We start from the raw sequence: 16,872 nt of genomic DNA on the forward strand, positions 1-16,872 counted from the left end.
ATCGTGGCGGGGCTCTCCACTCTCAGAAGGAACTGCGCATGACCCTCCCCGAAATCGCTTTATCCACGGGCACGCTTTCACGTCAATTGTCCGCGCGCATTGAAGCTACGGTCCAGCAAGCGCTGGAGCAGCAGCGACTGGTTGGCGCGGTAGTATTGGTGGCCCGCGATGGCGAGTTGGTCCATCGCCAGGCGGCCGGCTGGGCCGACCGCGAGAAGCGGTTGCCTATGAGCGTAGAGGCGGTGTTTCGCTTGGCATCGGTCAGCAAACCTATTGTCTCGACGGCGGCCCTGGTGTTAGTAGCGCAAGGCCGTCTCGGTCTGGATGACAGCGTTGAGCGGTGGTTGCCCGAGTTTCGGCCACAGTTGGCTGATGGACGTGCTGCCCGCATCACGGTGCGGCATTTGCTTAGTCACACGGCGGGGCTTGGCTATCGCTTTTTCGAAGCCGATGCGCATGGCCCCTATGCACAGGCCGGTGTCTCGGATGGTATGGATGCGTCCACCGTCAGCCTCACCGAGAACCTGAGCCGCATCGCCAGCGTACCGCTGCTGTACGAGCCCGGCACGGCCTGGGGCTATTCGGTGGCAACCGATGTACTAGGTGCGGTGATTCAGCGGGTGCAGGGCGAGCAACTGGCTGATGCGGTGCGCCAGCTCGTGACTGATCCGCTGCGCATGACCGATACCGGCTTTGCCGCGCTGGACCCATCGCGCGTGCCTACCGCCTACGTCAGTGCGACTCCCGAGCCCCATGCGCTGGCCGAAGGCGAAATCGTTTCTCCGTTCGAGGGGGCGATCGGCATCCCGTTCAGCCCCGCCCGCATCTTCAACCCGCAGGCGTTTGCGTCGGGTGGTGCCGGTATGGCCGGAACAGCCGAGGACTTCCTGCGCCTCCTTGAAACATTGCGTCGCGGCGGCGGTGAGCTGCTGTCCACGGCACTCGTCGAGGAGATGGCACTCGATCAAACCGGCGGCCGGGAATTACCCGCTGCACCGGGGTTCGGCTTTGGTCTGGGGTTCTCGATACTGCGCGATCCGGCCTTGGCGGTCACCCCCGAGTCGCCAGGCACCTGGCGTTGGGGTGGCGCCTATGGCCATTCGTGGTGTGTGGATCGACAGCAGAAGCTGAGTGTCGTCGCCTTCACCAACACGTTGTACGAGGGCATGTCGGGACGGTTCGTAACCGACCTGCGGGACGCGGTATACGGCGTCGCGGAGCTAGGCCAATGAACTCGGAAGTGCAGGATCGCATGCCTTATGCACCCTTGTTGGCGCTGGCAATGGCCGCCTTCATCACCATCCTTACCGAAGCACTGCCGGCTGGTCTGCTGCCGCAGATGGCACAGGGGCTGGCCGTCTCCGAGGCGTGGGTCGGGCAAACCGTCACCGCCTATGCCATTGGATCGCTAATGGCCGCCATGCCGTTAACGGCGGCCACACAAGGATTTCGTCGCCGTCCCTTGCTACTCGCTGCCATCGCCGGCTTTGCCATTGCCAACACGGTCACGACGTTTTCGACCAGCTTCACGTTGACGATCGCGGCGCGCTTTCTGGCCGGCGTTGCAGCGGGGCTACTGTGGGCGTTATTGGCCGGCTATGCCGCGCGCCTAGTGCCCGAACACCGCAAAGGCCGCGCCATCGCGATTGCGATGGTGGGCACACCCCTGGCGCTCTCGTTGGGCATCCCGGCCGGAACCTTTCTGGGCAACGTCCTGGGATGGCGCATGTGCTTCAGCATCATGAGCCTGCTGGCCGTGCTGCTGATGGCATGGGTGCGCTTCAACGTGCCGGACTTCGCCGGAAAAGCTGAACAAAAACGTCTGTCGCTGCGCTACGTATTCACACTGTGGGGCATTCGCCCCGTGCTCTTCGTGGTACTGGCGTTTGTCCTTGCGCACAACATTCTCTACACCTACATCGCCCCGTTTCTGCAAGTGGCTGGCCTGGGGGCGCAGACGGATGTAGTACTGCTGGTCTTCGGAATCACATCGCTGCTGGGAATCTGGATTGTTGGGCTGTTAATCGACCAGTACCTGCGTGCGCTGACCTTGGCGAGTACCGCATTGTTTGGCATTTCAGCGATGGTGCTGGGTATAGCAGCCACCGAACCCGTTGCCGTTTTCGTAGCGATTGGCGCGTGGGGATTAGCCTTTGGTGGTGCCGCAACGTTGTTTCAAACGGCATTGGTCCGAACTGCTGGCGATGCGTCAGATGTCGCACAATCCATGCTCGTGACTGCTTGGAACATCGCAATTGCTGGCGGGGGCATTGTGGGAGGTCTACTACTCGACCGACTCGGCGTAGAAGCATTCCCTCCTGCATTACTGGTGCTGTTGGTGGCCACGCTGATGGTGACGTGGTCGGCCAAGTTGCGCGGGTTTCCCGTGGTGCAGGGGGTGAAATCCGATGCAATTTGAATGTGCTGATGTGGTAGCAGGCAGCGGCGAACCTCGTTAACAGCGCATCCCAAAGCTTTTGGACGGAAGTGGGCCGGCATGACAGCTATCGCCAACCTTTGCCGCGTGGTTCGAACAGGTCTGCATAGCCCCTTGAGTAGTGTCTGTACGAGATCTGCAATCCATACCCAGTGTCTGCTTCTGGCCGATAGTTGCTCGTCAGAAAGGGCCGAAATCGACCCGGAGCAGTCATTCGCAAGGTTGAAAAAATTGGCCGGTTGTAAGTGGGAAATATACAGAAGAGGGGGGGCGCCGAGTGCATTAGAAAGCTGCATCGTGAGCGTCCATAGCTTCCGTCAAGCACCGATACCCATCGCTCCGATCGCGCGGCGAAACCTCGATAAATAGCTCAATCAACTGACTATCAAGGAAGGTTTGATTAGAGGTGTCCAATGGCAGGTTAAAAAAATCAGCGCTTTGTACTGTGTACAGTGAGGTTTGGAAATTCAAAAAACAGACGTATCTCACTGCTGCCGAATCGCTGAGCCGGCGCCATGTGATGATTTGCTGGTAGGTGTCTCCACGAAAGCCCATGTTCATTTACCCTCTTACTATGCTGGAACGCAGTAGGTGAAGGTATAGCAGTTACATCTCACTCTTTGCTCTGGCTACGCGTAAGTCTGTAGATCCTTGGGCATCGATGGCGGTTTCTGGCCGTAATCGGCGAAGTCTGAATAACCGCTTTTTTGGCCGTTTTCTACCTGTCACCAAGGGCTGTATCCGACCCAACTTGGACATTCAACACTGACTCTGTAACTGCCGAAGACGACGTCCTGCCACGATACGACGGTGTGTGCGGACGCAGCCGGCGGTAGGGGCACCAACCGCAGCAGATCATTCACCGTGACGCTTCAGCTTTCCAGGCGTCTATGACTTTTATAGCCAGTGTTGGCTCTCTACATTTTGGAAGAGGGAGATCTTTTATGATCATCAAACCGCGCGTTCGCGGCTTTGTCTGTGTGACTACTCACCCCACTGGCTGCGAAGCCAACGTCAAGAATCAGATCGACTACGTTACCGCAGAAGGATTGATCTCCGGGGGGCCAAAGAACGTACTGGTGATTGGTGCGTCGACCGGATACGGACTTGCTGCGCGGATAACGGCAGCTTTTGGTTGTGGCGCCAGCACTCTCGGTGTGTTTTTCGAACGTGAAGGCGAGGAGGGCAAGCTCGGCACCGCCGGCTGGTACAACACAGCGGCCTTTCACACGTTTGCCGAGTCCGACGGCCTCTACGCCAAGAGCATCAACGGCGATGCTTTTTCCGATGAGATCAAACAGAAGACTATCGACGTTATCAAGCGCGACCTCGGGAAGGTCGACCTGGTTGTTTACAGTCTTGCCGCACCTCGCCGGACACACCCCAAGACGGGTGAAGTATTCAGTTCTACTCTCAAGCCGCTCGACAAGGCCGTGACCTTGCGGGGCCTGGATACGGATAAGGAAGTGGTCAAGGACACCACGCTACAACCCGCGGCCCAAAGCGAAATCGATGGCACGGTGGCCGTGATGGGCGGCGAAGACTGGCAGATGTGGATCGATGCCCTGCACGAAGCGGGTGTTTTGGCTGATGGGGCGAAAACGACCGCGTTCACTTACCTGGGCGAAAAGCTGACTCATGATATCTACTGGAATGGCTCCATTGGTGCGGCCAAGAAGGACCTGGATCAGAAAGTCCTTGGTATCCGTGAACGATTGGCTGTTCTGGGGGGCGACGCGCGGGTCTCGGTATTGAAAGCGGTGGTTACCCAGGCAAGTTCAGCTATCCCGATCATGCCGCTGTATCTGTCATTGTTGTTCAAAGTCATGAAGGAGCAGGGCACACACGAGGGATGCATCGAGCAGGTCTACGCGCTCTACAAAGACAGCTTGTACGGCCATTCTCCAGTTATGGATCAAGAGGGCCGCCTGCGCGCGGACTACAAGGAACTGGCTCCCGAAGTCCAGGACCGGGTCAAGCAACTCTGGGATCAGGTCAGCAATGACAACCTTTATGAACTTACTGATTTTGTCGGTTACAAGGCGGAGTTCCTGCGTCTCTTCGGTTTCGGGATCGAAGGAGTGGACTACGAGGCTGAGGTAGATCCGGATGTCAAGATCTCCAACCTGTTCCAGGCTTAGGTCGTAAGTATGGATAGCTGCCTCGATGCCCCATGCAGAGGCAGCTGCTGCCCAAGAGGGGTTGTAACGGGATGTCTGTTTTTGGCCGATTGCTGACTGTCGCGAGGGGCAGCAATCGACCCAGCCGCTTGCAGATCATCCCCGGGCCGTTCACGCTCATACCTGATCCATAGCCTCGGTCATCCCCCGATCCTCACCCAGGAACCCGCCACTCTGATGGTGCCACAGCCGTGCATAGATGCCGTTCTTAGCGAGCAATTCGGTGTGGGTGCCCTGTTCGATGATGCGTCCATCGTCCATGACAATAAGTCGATCCATTGCCGCAATCGTGGACAGCCGATGGGCGATGGCGATTACGGTTTTTCCCTCCATCATTTCATCGAGGCTTTCCTGAATGGCCACTTCGACTTCCGAATCCAGCGCGCTGGTAGCCTCGTCAAGTAGCAGGATCGGGGCGTTCTTGAGCATCACCCGGGCAATCGCGACGCGCTGGCGCTGGCCGCCCGAAAGCTTGATGCCGCGCTCGCCCACCAAGGTGTCGTAGCCGGTGTGCCCTTGCCGGTCGCTCAGTTGGCTGATGAACTCATCGGCTTGGGCATTGGCCGCGGCACTGCGGATTTGTGCGTCGCTTGCATCGGGTCGGCCGTAGGCGATGTTGTCACGAATGGAACGGTGCAGCAGGGAAGTATCCTGGGTGACCATGCCGATGGCGCTACGCAGGCTGTCTTGCGTCACGTGCGCAATGTCTTGCCCGTCAATGCGAATCTGCCCGCTGTCGACGTCATAGAAGCGCAGCAGCAAGTTGATGAGCGTGGATTTGCCCGCGCCGGAGCGGCCCACCAGACCGATTTTTTCCCCCGGACGAATGTTCAGGCTCAGGCCATCGAGTACTTGGCGTTCGCCATTGTAGTTGAAGCTCACGTTGTCGAAGGTTACCGCCCCGCCGGAGGTCACCAGGACGCCCGCGTCCGGCGCATCCTGCACCTTGGGGCCGCGGGTAAGGGTTGCCATGCCATCCTGTACGGTGCCGATGCTCTCGAACAGCGAGGTCATTTGCCACATGATCCAGTGCGACATGCCATTGATCCGCAACGCCATGGCAGTGACTGCCGCCACGGCGCCTGCGCCGACCTCACCCTGGTGCCATAGCCACAGCGCATAACCACCTGCTGCCATGATCAACGCCACCACCAATGCCTGGTTGACGATCTCGAACTGGCTGACCAGGCGCATCTGACGGAAGCCGGTTTGCTTAAAGTCCTCCATCGCTGCACGCGCGAAGTGCGCTTCTCGATTGGAGTGGGAGAACAGCTTCACCGTAGTGATGTTGGTGTAGGCGTCCGAGATACGCCCGGTCATCATCGACCGCGCATTGGCCTGTTCCTGCCCGACTGCCCCCAAGCGAGGCACGAAGTACAGCATGGCCAGCCCGAACAACACGATCCACGCAACGAAAGGCAGCATCAGTTTCAGTGCGAAGCCGCCGGCCAGTGCAATGATTGCGATGAAATACACCCCGATCCCGGGTGCGATTTCGATAAGGGTGAACAGCACGTCGCGCACGGCCAGCGCAGTCTGCATCACCTTGGTGGTGACCCGACCGGAGAACTCATCGGAAAAAAACGAAAGGCTTTGCCGCAGCATCAGGCGGTGGAAGTCCCAACGCAGCCGCAACGGCAGATTGATCGCCAATATCTGGTGCTGCACCATGGTACGCAACGCCACCAGTCCGATGCTGGCCACCATTACGATGCCCATGCCCCACAACACACGACTTTCCTGCGCGGCCGCATCACCACCTGCCTGCCAGGTCGAGAGCAAATCCACGACCTGCCCAAGGAAAGAAAACAACCAGGCTTCGTAGATCGACACACCGGCACTGAGCAGCGCAAACGCAAGGATATAGCGGCGGGCGCCCCGTGTGCACGCCCAAAGGAACCGAGCCAGGCCCTCGGGTGGCGGTGGTACCTCGTCAGGCGGGAAGGGGTCGAGTCTTTGTTCAAATGCGCGAAGCATGGTGGTCTCCGAAACGATCAAGTTAAGGAGATTCTGCCATCTAAAGGTTACTTTGAGGGGGATGTGGAGTAGCGGGCATGGCTCTATAGACATGTTGCCCTGAAAGTTGGATTGCCGAGTGGGGGAACTCAGACAATGTTTAAATCCAAGTCGGCGAGGCCAAGACGGGCGGTCTCGGAGCGCCGCTCTCGACTCAGGTGAGTCATTCGTGACAGGCAGAAATCGGCCAAAAAGCAGACACTGGCCAGACACACAACGCTGTAGGCGCGTTGCGCCCACGCCGCGGGGATAAGGTAAATATTCCTAACCATTGCAGCCTTTCAGACTGCGCAAAGCTCGACTCAAAGGGGCCCTGAGCGCTCAGGCGCTTTTTGCTTTGCGGCCACGTGAGGCGGGCTTCACTGGCACGCTTTTCCCGTATTCGTTCCACCATGTCCAGAGAGCCTTCATCGTCGGCCCGAGTGCACGTGCTTGCTGTCATTTCATATTCAACACGCGGAGGCACTTCTGCGAAGACCGTTCGCGTGATCAGGCCATCGTTCTCAACCTCCCGAAGTTGCGCCGTCAGCATGTGTTGCGTGATGCCGTTGATCGCCTTGCGCAGAAGATACTGGGCCCCGCCGCGATTTTGTGGCGCTTCGCACCGCCGGTGGCGGTCATCCAAACGACTCTCAGATAATGGAGATCCATATCCCTCCATCCCATGCGCTGCGTTAAAAGAAAGCCTCACCTCGAAGAGCCTTCAGAACAAGCGAAAAGGCCGGAGTTGGCAAACGGCGACTTGGGTAGTACAGGTGATAACCCGAGAACAAAGGGCACCAGTCTTCCAGTACCCGCACCAAGCGGCCATCCTCAATGTGCGGGGCAAATTCTTCTTCCGGTAAATAGGCGATGCCTAAGCCGTTAACTGCCGCAGCCGGGACGTGTGCGCTTGTGTTCACAATGACCTGGCCAACGACACGCACCTTGACCTTGCGACCGCGTTTTTCGAACTCCCAGGCATCAAGTCCGCCAAGGGTTGGATAGCGTATGTCGATACAGCTGTGATTCACCAGATCCTGCGGCTTCTTTGGCGCACGGCTGCGTGCGAAATAGGAGGGCGATGCCACTGCAGCCATCCGTACTTCGGGCCCGATTGGAACGGCGATCATATCTTTATCGACGGTGTCGCCAAATCTGATGCCCGCATCGAAGCGGTCAGCAACGATGTCTCGGAAGCCATAGTTGATATCGAACTCAACCTTGATATCGGGGTATTCAAGGAGCAAAGGCGTGAGCCGCGGAAGGAGGATTGTCTTCAGGACAAAATCACCGCAGGTAATGCGCACCGTGCCTGCAGGCTTGTCACGAAGCTCAGTCAAAGCATCCAGCTCGGCCTCGATCTCGTCGAAACGATGACCAATGGCTTGCATCAGGCGTTCACCCGCGCTGGTCGGCGAAACGCTACGAGTGGTGCGCGTCAGTAGACGAATCTTCAGCCGCTTTTCAAGCCCGGAAACGGTCTGGCTCAGCGCGGACTGTGTGACACCCAGGTGGGCAGCTGCTCGGGTAAAGCTGCCTTCCCTGGCGACCGTCACAAAGGCCAGAAGGTCGTTCAGATTATGTCGTGGCATCAAAGGCGCCTGGATAAATTGATTAGCTATGCTTATAACTTCAACAAGCTTTCATTAGATTATCAAGCATGACGTATTCCCTGAGAATAGGGCAAGTCTCACCTGTAATCACAGGCATGGCTCATACCACTCGCTGATCCAGACCCGGCAACCAGGTTGATCAGCACTTATTCACGGATGGGAGCACCTCATGAAAAAACTCGTTATCTTGCTCGGCCTTCTGATGGCGTCGCTCTCCGCACTGGGAGCAGACATGTCTAACGGAGCTGATAATTTTTTCAAAAGTGAGAAGGTCACAATGCAGAAGGTGACCTTCAAAAATCAGTACCAGATGAAAACGGCAGGGAATCTGTTCGTCCCTAAAGATCTGAAGCCCGGTAGCAAAAGCGCAGCGATCATCGTTGGTCATCCCATGGGCGCGGTCAAAGAGCAGAGTTCGAACCTGTATGCCCAGAAACTGGCGGAGCAAGGTTTCGTGACCCTTGCCATCGATCTGTCGTTCTGGGGCGAAAGTGATGGGCAACCGCGCAACGCGGTTTCGCCGGAAATCTATGCTGAAGACTTCAGTGCCGCCGTGGATTACCTCGGCACACAGACCTTCGTTGATCGGAACCGGATTGGCGTCCTGGGCATTTGCGGTAGCGGGAGCTTCGTCATCAGCGCTGCCAAGATCGACCCTCGGATGAAGGCCATTGCCACGGTCAGCATGTATGACATGGGCGCGGCCAACCGAAACGGCTTGAAGCATTCCGTCACTGTCGAGCAGAGGAAGCAAGCTATCGCCGCTGCTGCCGAGCAGCGTTATGTCGAGTTCACCGGTGGCAAAACTGAGTACACCAGCGGAACTGTCCATGAGCTGACGGACAAGTCCAACGCTATCGAGCGCGAGTTCTATGATTTCTACCGCACGCCACGCGGTGAGTTCACCCCCAAAGGCCAGTCCCCGTTGCTGACCACTCACCCGACGCTGACCAGCAACGCCAAGTTCATGAACTTCTATCCGTTCAACGATATCGAGACGATCTCGCCGCGGCCAATGTTGTTCATCGCCGGTGAGAATGCTCACTCGCGTGAGTTCAGTGAAGAGGCCTATCGACTGTCGGGTCAACCCAAAGAGCTTGTCATCATTCCAGGTGCCGGCCACGTGGATCTCTATGATCGGGTCGATCTTATCCCGTTTGCCAAGCTGACCTCGTTCTTCCAGACCCACCTTAAGTGACACCGCGAATTCAAGCGTTGGGGCTTCACGTATTGGAGGACATTAGATGAGCAGCACCACCTTACCTCTTCAAGCCGCCAGCCGACAGGTATGGGGAGCCGTCCTGGCGATGTCGCTGTGCGCCTTCGCCCTGGTGACTTCGGAGTTTCTGCCGGTGAGCTTGCTCACACCGATTGCGACCGATCTCGCGCTGACAGAGGGGCAGGCCGGGCAAGCGATTTCAATTTCTGGCCTCTTCGCGGTCGTCACCAGTCTTTTCATCTCTTCAGTCATTCGCCAGCTCGACCGGCGGCCCGTTTTGCTTTTCCTGACAGCCTTGATGATTGCCTCTGGCACGCTCGTCGCCTTTGCCCCGAACTACTCGACACTGATGGTGGGTCGAGCCATTTTGGGGATCGCTATTGGTGGCAGTTGGTCAATGTCGACCGCCGTCATGATGCGGATTGCCCCCGAGAGTTTTGTGCCTAAAGCCATCGCTTTGATCCAGGGCGGTACCGCACTTGCCACTGCGGTCGCAGCACCCATTGGCAGTTTCATGGGCGGGCTGATCGGCTGGCGAGGTGCATTTTTCTGCGTGGTTCCGCTCGCCGCTCTGGCGCTCTGTTGGCAAGCATTCACGTTGCCGAAAATGCCTGGTCAAAATGAGTCTGGCTCTGCACTTGAAGTGTTTCGGCTGTTAGGTAATGCCAAAGTCTCGCTGGGCATGGCGGCAGTGGCATTTTTGTTTATGGGGCAGTTCGCGTTATTCACCTATCTGCGTCCGTTCCTGGAGTGGGTGACCCGCGTTGATGTGTCTGGGCTCTCCCTGCTATTGCTGATTATCGGAATGGCCGGATTGGTGGGCACGACGGTGATCGGACCGGTGTTGAACAAAAGCCTTTATCGGGTGCTGATGATCATTCCACTCCTGATGTCGGGGATTGCTGCGGCTCTACTCGTTTTCGGCAGCTCGATGTGGGCGACGGCCGTTTTACTGGGTGTGTGGGGCCTGATTGCTACGTGCGCGCCTGTGGGCTGGTTCACATGGCTATCACGCACGCTTCCACGAGATGCCGAAACGGGAGGCGGTCTGATGGTGGCGGTGATTCAGTTGGCTATCACACTCGGCGCGACGGTAGGTGGGTTGCTATATGACGGCGTTGGCTACCAGGCTACGTTCATCGCGAGTGGAGTATTTCTTCTGGTGGCTGCCGTGCTTGCACTGTTCGTATCGCGAGCGGATCTGCCCCCATTTCAGGCCTTGACCCAGCGCTGACGGCTCCAGCTGCTCAATGTATCGACGGCAAATACCAGTAACAGCATGGCCAGAATCACCGTGCTGGCTTGCGCTTCCTGAAACAGGCTAAGGCTCACATAGAGCATTTGCCCCAAACCACCGGCGCCGACGAAGCCGAGCACACTGGCCATGCGGATATTGTTTTCCCAGCGGTACAGGATGTAGGCCAGTAACTGTGGCAGCAGGTTGGGCAGTGTGCCGTAGCAGAAAGCCCAGACGGCGTTGCCGCCCTGCAGGCGGATGGCTTCGGCCGGTTCTGGTGGGGTGTTTTCCAGTGCTTCGGCGAACAGCCGGCCGAGCACGCCGGTGGTGTGCAGGGCTAGTGCCAGGGTGCCGGCATTGGGGCCGAGCCCGGCGGCAAGGACCATCAGCGCGGCCCACACCAGTTCCGGAACCGCGCGCAAGGCGTTGAGCACCAGGCGCGACGCGCTCTGCAGTGGCCAGCCGAAACGCCCCGCCGCGGGCAATGCCAATAGAAGACCGAATACCGCCGCAAGCAGGGTGCCCAGGGCGGACATGGCAATGGTTTCCAGGGCGCCGTGGCCGATCGCTCGCAGATGACCCGGGCTCAGGTCCGGGCTGAGAAAACGCTGCGCATAAACGCCCATCTGCTTCAGGTTGCCGCTGTCGCCGAGTTCGCCGAGGTTGATGCCCAGGTAGTCGAACGAGGCGACAACCGCTGCACCGATGCAGAGCAGCAGTGCCAGGTTGATCAGGCGATTCATGTCAGCCTCCAGCGCAGCAGACGGCTGAGTTGATCGGCGAGCAGCACCAGCACGAGGAACGTCAGTAACAAACTGGCCACTTCACCGCCAGCGAACATGCGCAACGACAGATCCATTTGCTGGCCCAGACCGCCGGCACCGACAAAGCCCATCACCACCGAGGCGCGGATGGCGCATTCCCAGCGGTACACCGTGTACGAGAGCAACTCCGCAGCGACATTGGGCAGGATCCCGTAGCAGAAGGCTGCGAGCCGACCGCTGCCCGATTGCAGTAGCGCATGGGCAGGGCGCTGGTCGACCGACTCGAAAATTTCCGCGTAGACCTTGCCCAACATGCCGCTGTAGGTAATGGCAATGGCCAGCACCCCGGCCGTCGGGCCGAGGCCGACGGCGCGCACGAACAGCAGGGCCCAGACGATTTCCGGCACGCTGCGCAGGAATATCAGTAAACCGCGTATGGGCCAGCGTAGAAGTTGACTCCAATAGCTAGGGTGGCCGGCACGGGAAGCAGCGGACAGTGACAAAGCACGACTGGCCAACAGGCTGGCGGGGACTGCCAACAGCAACGCCAGGGCCATGCCGGCCGTGGCGATGGCCAGGGTCTGCAGGGTGGCTTGCAACAATAGCTCAATGAACTCTTCGCCATGGGCCGGTGGCCAGAAGGCGGATACAAATCGGCCCATCTCGCTCTGACTGTCACTCGCCACCAGCACGCCGAGGTCCAACTCGCTGAAGTGGATGCCCGGCCACAGCAAGGCAAGGGCCAGCAAGGTGAGCAGCAGCCGGGGCAGGGTGGCGGGATCACGGGTATCACGGGTCAGCATCGGGGAATCTGCACACTCAAGGGTGCCGGAGCAATCGGTGGGGACAGCAATTGTTCGTTGGCGTAGAGCTTGTCGAGCAACTCACGGTCGACTTCGCTGGCCTGAAGGTCGAACAGGATCTGTCCATCACGCAAGCCGATGATGCGCGAAAAATGCGCCAGGGCCAGCTCCACCGCATGCAGGCTGGCGACCAGGGTGACGTTGTGCTGCCGGGCATGGCGACAGAGCACCGAAAGCGTGTGCTGGGCCAACACGGGGTCCATGGCCGATACCGGCTCATCGGCCAGCAACACCTCGGGCGCTTGGTACAACACGCGGGCAATGCCCACGCGCTGCAACTGTCCACCGGACAGTTGCTGGCATTGCGCGAACAACTTGTCACTCAGGTCCAGCCTGGCCAATGCCGCGCGTGCGCCCGGAATATCCAGTGGATGCAGCAGGTTCAACAGGCTCTTGCCCAGCCCCCACTGACCCAGCTTTCCGGCCAGAACCGCAGTGATCACGCGCTGGCGCGGTGGCAGGGGAGGCGACTGATGGATCAGGCCGATGCGCGCGCGCAGACGCTGACGCTGACGGGCAGAAAGCTGCCAGGCGTGCTCACCGAGCACCTGCAGCTCGCCGTTGCCCGGCCGCAGGGCGGTGGCCAGCAGGTTGAGCAGGCTCGACTTGCCCGCGCCAGACGGGCCGATGATGGCGACCTGTTCGCTGGCACCAATGTGCAGGTCCACGCCACGCAACGCCTGGACGCCGTTGGCGTGGGTAAGGCTGACCTGGGTCAGACGCAATGTCATTTGAGCAGTTCGGCGGCGAGGGCGGCTTCCTCGATGCCCTTATAGTTCTCAGGCTTGGTTTCGATGAATCGGCTGGCGGCCTGCAGATCCAGAATCTCCTTGTCCGCAGGCTTCGCCGGATCGAGCGCCAGGAAGGCTGCCTTGATCTTGGCCGCCAGCGCCGGGTCGAGGGTCCCGCGCACCGTCCAGTTGTAGTCGAAGTAGGCCGGGGTGGTCGCAAACACTTTGACCTTGGTGGTGTCGACCTTGCCGGCGGCGACCAGTTTTTCCCACACGCTGGCGTTCAGTACCCCGGCGTCGACCTTGCCAGCCTGGACCCAGGCGACAGTGGCGTCATGGGCGCCGGAGTAACCCACTCGGCTGAAGTAGGTTTCAGGCTTGATGCCGTCCTTCAACATGAAATAACGCGGCATGAGACTGCCTGAAGTAGAGGACACCGAGCCAAATGCAAAGGTCTTGCCCTTGAGATCGGCGAGGGACTTGACGGCAGGGTCGGCGGTGATGAATTTGCTGGTGAATTGGGCGTCCTGTTCGCGCTGTACCAGCGGCATGGCATTGCCGGTTTTCAGGCGTGCCTGCACGAACGTGAAGCCGCCCAGCCAGGCCAGGTCGATGCGGTCGGTGGCCAGTGCCTCGACCACGGCCGGGTAGTCGCTGACGGGCACGAACTCAACCTTCATGCCCAACTGTTGTTCCAGATAGGCACCAAGCGGCTTGAACTTGCGGAGCAGTTCGGTGGGGGCTTCATCGGGAATCGCGCTGACTTTCAGCGTATCGGCGGCCTGCGCCAACAGGGTGCAAAATGACAGGGTCAAGCCGATGGCCAATGCCAGGGAACGCTTGAGCATGGAAGATCTCCGGTGTATTAACGAAAGAATGTCGAGGCGCCAAGCATGACTGGCGCTTTGTGAGGGTAGACGAAAGGAGCGATATTGACCGGTTTTGGCCCAATTGCAATCTGTTGCATCGACCGGTTGAATCCACAACCCGAAACGGTCAATTATCGGAGCGCATAACCGCGTTTGTGAGATCACCCTCGGCCAGCATTTGCATCATGATGTTTCTCGCCCCTCCGGCATTTGGTTAATTACCGTCCGCCACTTTACGCTCTATCTCCGCTATTTTTCGCCTGAGCTCTTCAGCCTCCTGCTCCTGGTTTTGAGCTTCATCCAGACTTTCGGCGTCACTGTCGCGGTCCTCAAGCTCGCTTTCGACCACATCGTCGGGTTTGCCAGCCGTATCGGCAGGCGGGACGTTCGAGGTCGTTTCTGATTCGTCGTCATTAACATCGTCATTGTTCATTTCGCTCACCTCCATTGGCCTACACATTAGATACAGCGGTATGAAGGGAGTTCGGGTTTTCAAGTATTTGTGGCTGGGCCCGGATCACCGGCCACCCATTTTCGTCGATGATAAAGACCCGCTTCGTCACGGCTTTCAACTGGCCTGATCGGTCGCATAATGGTGCTAGGGCTTTTTCAGCTTCTGCAGGTAGCATGACGCTTTATAAGCGCACCAAATGACAGATTGGCTAACGTAACCGAGTGGGTCGAACATTGATCGAACGACGTCAATTCAGCGGAGGCATGAAAGGAAAAAACCTCCGCTATCTGAACGAAAATCCTGGCGAGCCTGCTCGAATGACTCGAGCAGGCTTTTTGCTGCTCGAGCATTTCTCGCTGCCCGCGTTCACGCAAGCGCTGGACACGATTGTCACCGCGAATCTTTTGCGCCCCGGCTTGTTCTCTTCCCGGACGTTCGGCTTGAATGAGGGGGAGGTCATCAGCGACCTGGGCCTGGTCATTCGGCCGGATGCACGCATCGATTCTTCCGCCATTCACAATCTGGACCTGCTGGTGATTTGCGGCGGCTACAGGACAGAACTGAAGACGACGGATGAGTTCATCAGCCTGTTGCGAGCGGCGGCAGATCAAGGTGTCATTCTGGCCGGGTTGTGGAATGGTGCATGGTTCCTGGGCAGCGCAGGTTTGCTCGATGGATACCGTTGCGCCATTCACCCCGAACATCGTCCCGCACTCGCGGAAATCTCCAAGGCGACGCATGTCACCAGTGAGCCCTATGTCATCGATCGGGACCGGCTCACCGCGTCCAGTCCCTCTGGGGCATTCCATATGGCGTTGGACTGGATCAAAGAACTGCACGATAAAGCTCTGGTCGAGGGTATCGAGGACATTCTTGCTTTCGAGGAGTCTCGCTATCGGCGTATCAAACCGGCGGAAAATATCTGTGTGAGCGCGCCGTTGCGAGAGGTGGTCAAGCTGATGGATGCCAACCTCGAAGAGCCTCTGGAGCTGGAGCAACTGGCGGTCTACGCGGGCCGTTCCCGGCGACAACTCGAACGCTTGTTCAAGGAACAGCTCGGGACAACCCCGCAGCGATATTACATGGAGCTGCGCATCACCGAAGCGCGTCGACTGCTTCAGCACACAGAGCTGTCCCAGGTAGACGTGTTGGTTGCCTGTGGCTTCGTGTCGCCCAGTCATTTCAGCAAGTGCTATAGCTCGTATTTCGGCTACAGGCCTTCCAAGGAAAAACGACTGGTCAAATAATCTGCTTTTTTGTGTGCCGGCGAGGATCGCCCGATGGCGCAAAATCTGCCGTCGGGAATGGCCCGGGGGTAGCCGCTCGCTGGAGCAGTGCCCCCGGACAAGTCCGCGGATCTCAGCCCTTGGCCGCCATCGCGGTCACTTCCACGCGCATGCCTTCGACCGCCAGGGACGCCACGCCAACGGCGGCACGAACCGGCCATGGCTTGGCGAAGAAGCGCTTGTAGACTTCGTTGAAAGCGGCGCGGTCGGCCATGTCAGTCAGGTAGATGGTCAGATGCAGCACCCGGTCCATGGAACTGCCGGCAAGCTCCAATGCCACCTTGAGCGCTTGCAGGGTGCACTCGCTCTGCTCGGTGATGCCACCGAGCTCCAGACTGCCGTCGGCGCGGGTAGGGATTTGAGTAGAGACCAACAGGCCGCCGAAACCGGCGACGTCGGAGGAGATGGATTCCGGGTCTGGGTCGGGAAGAAAGGTGATGTCGTGGTTTGCCATGGGGGATCTCTTGTTTGAGGTGGTAGGTCAGTTTACAGCACGAGACTATCTGCCAGCCTCATGGCCTGTTGAGTCGCAGTTTTACGCGCACTCAGGTCAACGTCTTCCCCCAGAATGGTCTTCTCGACAATCACCGCGTGCACATCGCTCACACCGATAAATTGCAGCCAGGCTTCCACGTAGGGTTTCTGAAAGTCGAAGCGCTCTGCTGGCGTGATCGACTGCGCCGAAAAATCCAGGCCGCGGGCGTACATCACCACGGCGGTTTTGTTGTGCAGCATGCCTTCCAGACCGCGTTCCGGGTCGAAGCTGAATAAAATGTCTTTCTGCGACACCAGGTCGATGAAGTGTTTGAGTTTGTACGGGATGCTGAAATTCCACAGCGGTACGGACATCACCAGGACGTCTGCGCGGTGCAGGAACGCGGCCAGATCTTTCAAGGTGTTCCAGGCGTCTTGCTGCGCCGGAGTCAAGGGCGTGCCATTGAGCCCGGCGTATTTGGCGTCCATTGCCAGCTCGTCGAACTCCGGCAAAACCATGTTCCAAAGATCGAGGGTGATGATTTCGGTGTCCGGGGTGTTTTCTTGATAACGCGCAATGAAGCTGCGGGCGACTTCAAGTGAGGCCGAGCGCTGTTTGCGCGGGGAACATTCGATATGCAGAAGGGTGGTCATGGCGTGTCTCGGGCGGGAAGTTGGATTATTGCAACATAGTTTTAATTGGAATATAAATCATGAATAAATAAGTCATTAATCACGAATAGAACT

15 protein-coding genes and 1 pseudogene are annotated in these 16,872 nt (G+C 58.5%); 6 read left to right on the plus strand and 10 right to left on the minus strand.

The features are described 5' to 3' along the window. The first annotated feature begins 38 nt into the window (after nt 1-38). From PSH97_RS11510 to fabV, 3 genes are all read left to right on the plus strand, one after another. Complete coding sequence (locus PSH97_RS11510) at nt 39-1,232, plus strand: serine hydrolase domain-containing protein (protein ID WP_258700223.1); 1,194 nt, start codon at nt 39-41, stop codon at nt 1,230-1,232. Further along, nucleotides 1,229-2,419, plus strand: coding sequence for an MFS transporter (locus PSH97_RS11515; RefSeq protein ID WP_305449277.1), 1,191 nt, complete (start codon nt 1,229-1,231; stop codon nt 2,417-2,419). Before PSH97_RS11510 ends, PSH97_RS11515 begins: the two co-directional genes overlap by 4 nt. Before the next feature lie 962 nt (nt 2,420-3,381). Next, the gene (gene fabV / locus PSH97_RS11520) at nt 3,382-4,578 is read left to right on the plus strand and encodes an enoyl-ACP reductase FabV (protein WP_305449278.1); all 1,197 of its coding nucleotides are present in this window, start codon (nt 3,382-3,384) and stop codon (nt 4,576-4,578) included. A gap of 156 nt (nt 4,579-4,734) precedes the next feature. Here the strand turns inward: fabV and PSH97_RS11525 are convergent, their stop codons facing one another. From PSH97_RS11525 to PSH97_RS11535, 3 genes and pseudogenes are all read right to left on the minus strand, one after another. Continuing rightward, nucleotides 4,735-6,594, minus strand: a complete 1,860-nt coding sequence (locus PSH97_RS11525; protein WP_305449279.1) for an ABC transporter ATP-binding protein — start codon at nt 6,592-6,594, stop codon at nt 4,735-4,737. Between the two features lie 360 nt (nt 6,595-6,954). Next, nucleotides 6,955-7,198: pseudogene (locus PSH97_RS11530) on the minus strand (winged helix-turn-helix transcriptional regulator); the annotation flags it as partial. 109 nt (nt 7,199-7,307) lie between these two features. Then, nucleotides 7,308-8,207 carry a LysR family transcriptional regulator gene (locus tag PSH97_RS11535; protein WP_305449280.1) on the minus strand — a complete coding sequence of 300 codons (900 nt, stop codon included), beginning with the start codon at nt 8,205-8,207 and terminating at the stop codon, nt 7,308-7,310. Nucleotides 8,208-8,397: 190 nt separating this feature from the next. On the opposite strand from PSH97_RS11535, the gene PSH97_RS11540 reads away from it, so the two are divergent. Both PSH97_RS11540 and PSH97_RS11545 read left to right on the plus strand, forming a co-directional pair. Next, nucleotides 8,398-9,426, plus strand: a complete 1,029-nt coding sequence (locus PSH97_RS11540; protein WP_305449281.1) for an alpha/beta hydrolase — start codon at nt 8,398-8,400, stop codon at nt 9,424-9,426. 46 nt (nt 9,427-9,472) lie between these two features. Next, the gene (locus PSH97_RS11545; RefSeq protein ID WP_305449282.1) at nt 9,473-10,681 is read left to right on the plus strand and encodes an MFS transporter; all 1,209 of its coding nucleotides are present in this window, start codon (nt 9,473-9,475) and stop codon (nt 10,679-10,681) included. On the opposite strand, the gene phnE is transcribed toward PSH97_RS11545, so the two are convergent. The 5 genes from phnE to PSH97_RS11570 all read right to left on the minus strand — a co-directional run bounded on the left by phnE (nt 10,660) and on the right by PSH97_RS11570 (nt 14,344). Then, the gene (phnE, locus tag PSH97_RS11550; RefSeq protein ID WP_305449283.1) at nt 10,660-11,427 is read right to left on the minus strand and encodes a phosphonate ABC transporter, permease protein PhnE; all 768 of its coding nucleotides are present in this window, start codon (nt 11,425-11,427) and stop codon (nt 10,660-10,662) included. The two genes, PSH97_RS11545 and phnE, sit on opposite strands and share 22 nt — an antisense overlap. Next, nucleotides 11,424-12,251 carry a PhnE/PtxC family ABC transporter permease gene (locus tag PSH97_RS11555; protein WP_305449284.1) on the minus strand — a complete coding sequence of 276 codons (828 nt, stop codon included), beginning with the start codon at nt 12,249-12,251 and terminating at the stop codon, nt 11,424-11,426. Before PSH97_RS11555 ends, phnE begins: the two co-directional genes overlap by 4 nt. Continuing rightward, a complete protein-coding gene (locus tag PSH97_RS11560; RefSeq protein WP_305449285.1) occupies nt 12,245-13,042 on the minus strand; it encodes a phosphonate ABC transporter ATP-binding protein in 798 nt (265 codons plus the stop codon). The genes PSH97_RS11555 and PSH97_RS11560 overlap by 7 nt, the downstream gene beginning before the upstream one ends. Next, nucleotides 13,039-13,890, minus strand: a complete 852-nt coding sequence (locus PSH97_RS11565) for a putative selenate ABC transporter substrate-binding protein (protein WP_305449286.1) — start codon at nt 13,888-13,890, stop codon at nt 13,039-13,041. The genes PSH97_RS11560 and PSH97_RS11565 overlap by 4 nt, the downstream gene beginning before the upstream one ends. A gap of 235 nt (nt 13,891-14,125) precedes the next feature. Beyond that, a complete protein-coding gene (locus tag PSH97_RS11570; RefSeq protein WP_305449287.1) occupies nt 14,126-14,344 on the minus strand; it encodes a hypothetical protein in 219 nt (72 codons plus the stop codon). Between the two features lie 254 nt (nt 14,345-14,598). On the opposite strand from PSH97_RS11570, the gene PSH97_RS11575 reads away from it, so the two are divergent. Further along, nucleotides 14,599-15,612 carry a GlxA family transcriptional regulator gene (locus PSH97_RS11575; protein WP_305449288.1) on the plus strand — a complete coding sequence of 338 codons (1,014 nt, stop codon included), beginning with the start codon at nt 14,599-14,601 and terminating at the stop codon, nt 15,610-15,612. A 112-nt stretch (nt 15,613-15,724) separates the two neighbouring features. Here PSH97_RS11575 and PSH97_RS11580 read toward each other — a convergent pair whose 3' ends face one another. Together PSH97_RS11580 and PSH97_RS11585 are read right to left on the minus strand one after the other, a co-directional pair. Next, nucleotides 15,725-16,105 (minus strand): RidA family protein, encoded by a 381-nt coding sequence (locus PSH97_RS11580; protein ID WP_305449289.1) that lies wholly within the window; start codon nt 16,103-16,105, stop codon nt 15,725-15,727. A 32-nt stretch (nt 16,106-16,137) separates the two neighbouring features. Then, the gene (locus PSH97_RS11585; RefSeq protein WP_305449290.1) at nt 16,138-16,779 is read right to left on the minus strand and encodes an FMN-dependent NADH-azoreductase; all 642 of its coding nucleotides are present in this window, start codon (nt 16,777-16,779) and stop codon (nt 16,138-16,140) included. Nucleotides 16,780-16,872 lie beyond the last annotated feature (93 nt).

It is taken from the genome of Pseudomonas cucumis (assembly GCF_030687935.1).
GTDB classification, from domain to species: Bacteria; Pseudomonadota; Gammaproteobacteria; order Pseudomonadales; family Pseudomonadaceae; genus Aquipseudomonas; species Aquipseudomonas cucumis.

Excerpts from the sequence above, each read along its gene's own strand:
- PSH97_RS11510 (WP_258700223.1), top strand. The coding sequence starts at position 39 with ATGACCCTCCCCGAAATCGCTTTATCCACGGGCACGCTTTCACGTCAA.
- PSH97_RS11515 (WP_305449277.1), top strand. The coding sequence starts at position 1,229 with ATGAACTCGGAAGTGCAGGATCGCATGCCTTATGCACCCTTGTTGGCG.
- fabV (WP_305449278.1), top strand. The coding sequence starts at position 3,382 with ATGATCATCAAACCGCGCGTTCGCGGCTTTGTCTGTGTGACTACTCAC.
- PSH97_RS11525 (WP_305449279.1), bottom strand. The coding sequence starts at position 6,594 with ATGCTTCGCGCATTTGAACAAAGACTCGACCCCTTCCCGCCTGACGAG.
- PSH97_RS11535 (WP_305449280.1), bottom strand. The coding sequence starts at position 8,207 with ATGCCACGACATAATCTGAACGACCTTCTGGCCTTTGTGACGGTCGCC.
- PSH97_RS11540 (WP_305449281.1), top strand. The coding sequence starts at position 8,398 with ATGAAAAAACTCGTTATCTTGCTCGGCCTTCTGATGGCGTCGCTCTCC.
- PSH97_RS11545 (WP_305449282.1), top strand. The coding sequence starts at position 9,473 with ATGAGCAGCACCACCTTACCTCTTCAAGCCGCCAGCCGACAGGTATGG.
- phnE (WP_305449283.1), bottom strand. The coding sequence starts at position 11,427 with ATGAATCGCCTGATCAACCTGGCACTGCTGCTCTGCATCGGTGCAGCG.
- PSH97_RS11555 (WP_305449284.1), bottom strand. The coding sequence starts at position 12,251 with ATGCTGACCCGTGATACCCGTGATCCCGCCACCCTGCCCCGGCTGCTG.
- PSH97_RS11560 (WP_305449285.1), bottom strand. The coding sequence starts at position 13,042 with ATGACATTGCGTCTGACCCAGGTCAGCCTTACCCACGCCAACGGCGTC.
- PSH97_RS11565 (WP_305449286.1), bottom strand. The coding sequence starts at position 13,890 with ATGCTCAAGCGTTCCCTGGCATTGGCCATCGGCTTGACCCTGTCATTT.
- PSH97_RS11570 (WP_305449287.1), bottom strand. The coding sequence starts at position 14,344 with ATGAACAATGACGATGTTAATGACGACGAATCAGAAACGACCTCGAAC.
- PSH97_RS11580 (WP_305449289.1), bottom strand. The coding sequence starts at position 16,105 with ATGGCAAACCACGACATCACCTTTCTTCCCGACCCAGACCCGGAATCC.
- PSH97_RS11585 (WP_305449290.1), bottom strand. The coding sequence starts at position 16,779 with ATGACCACCCTTCTGCATATCGAATGTTCCCCGCGCAAACAGCGCTCG.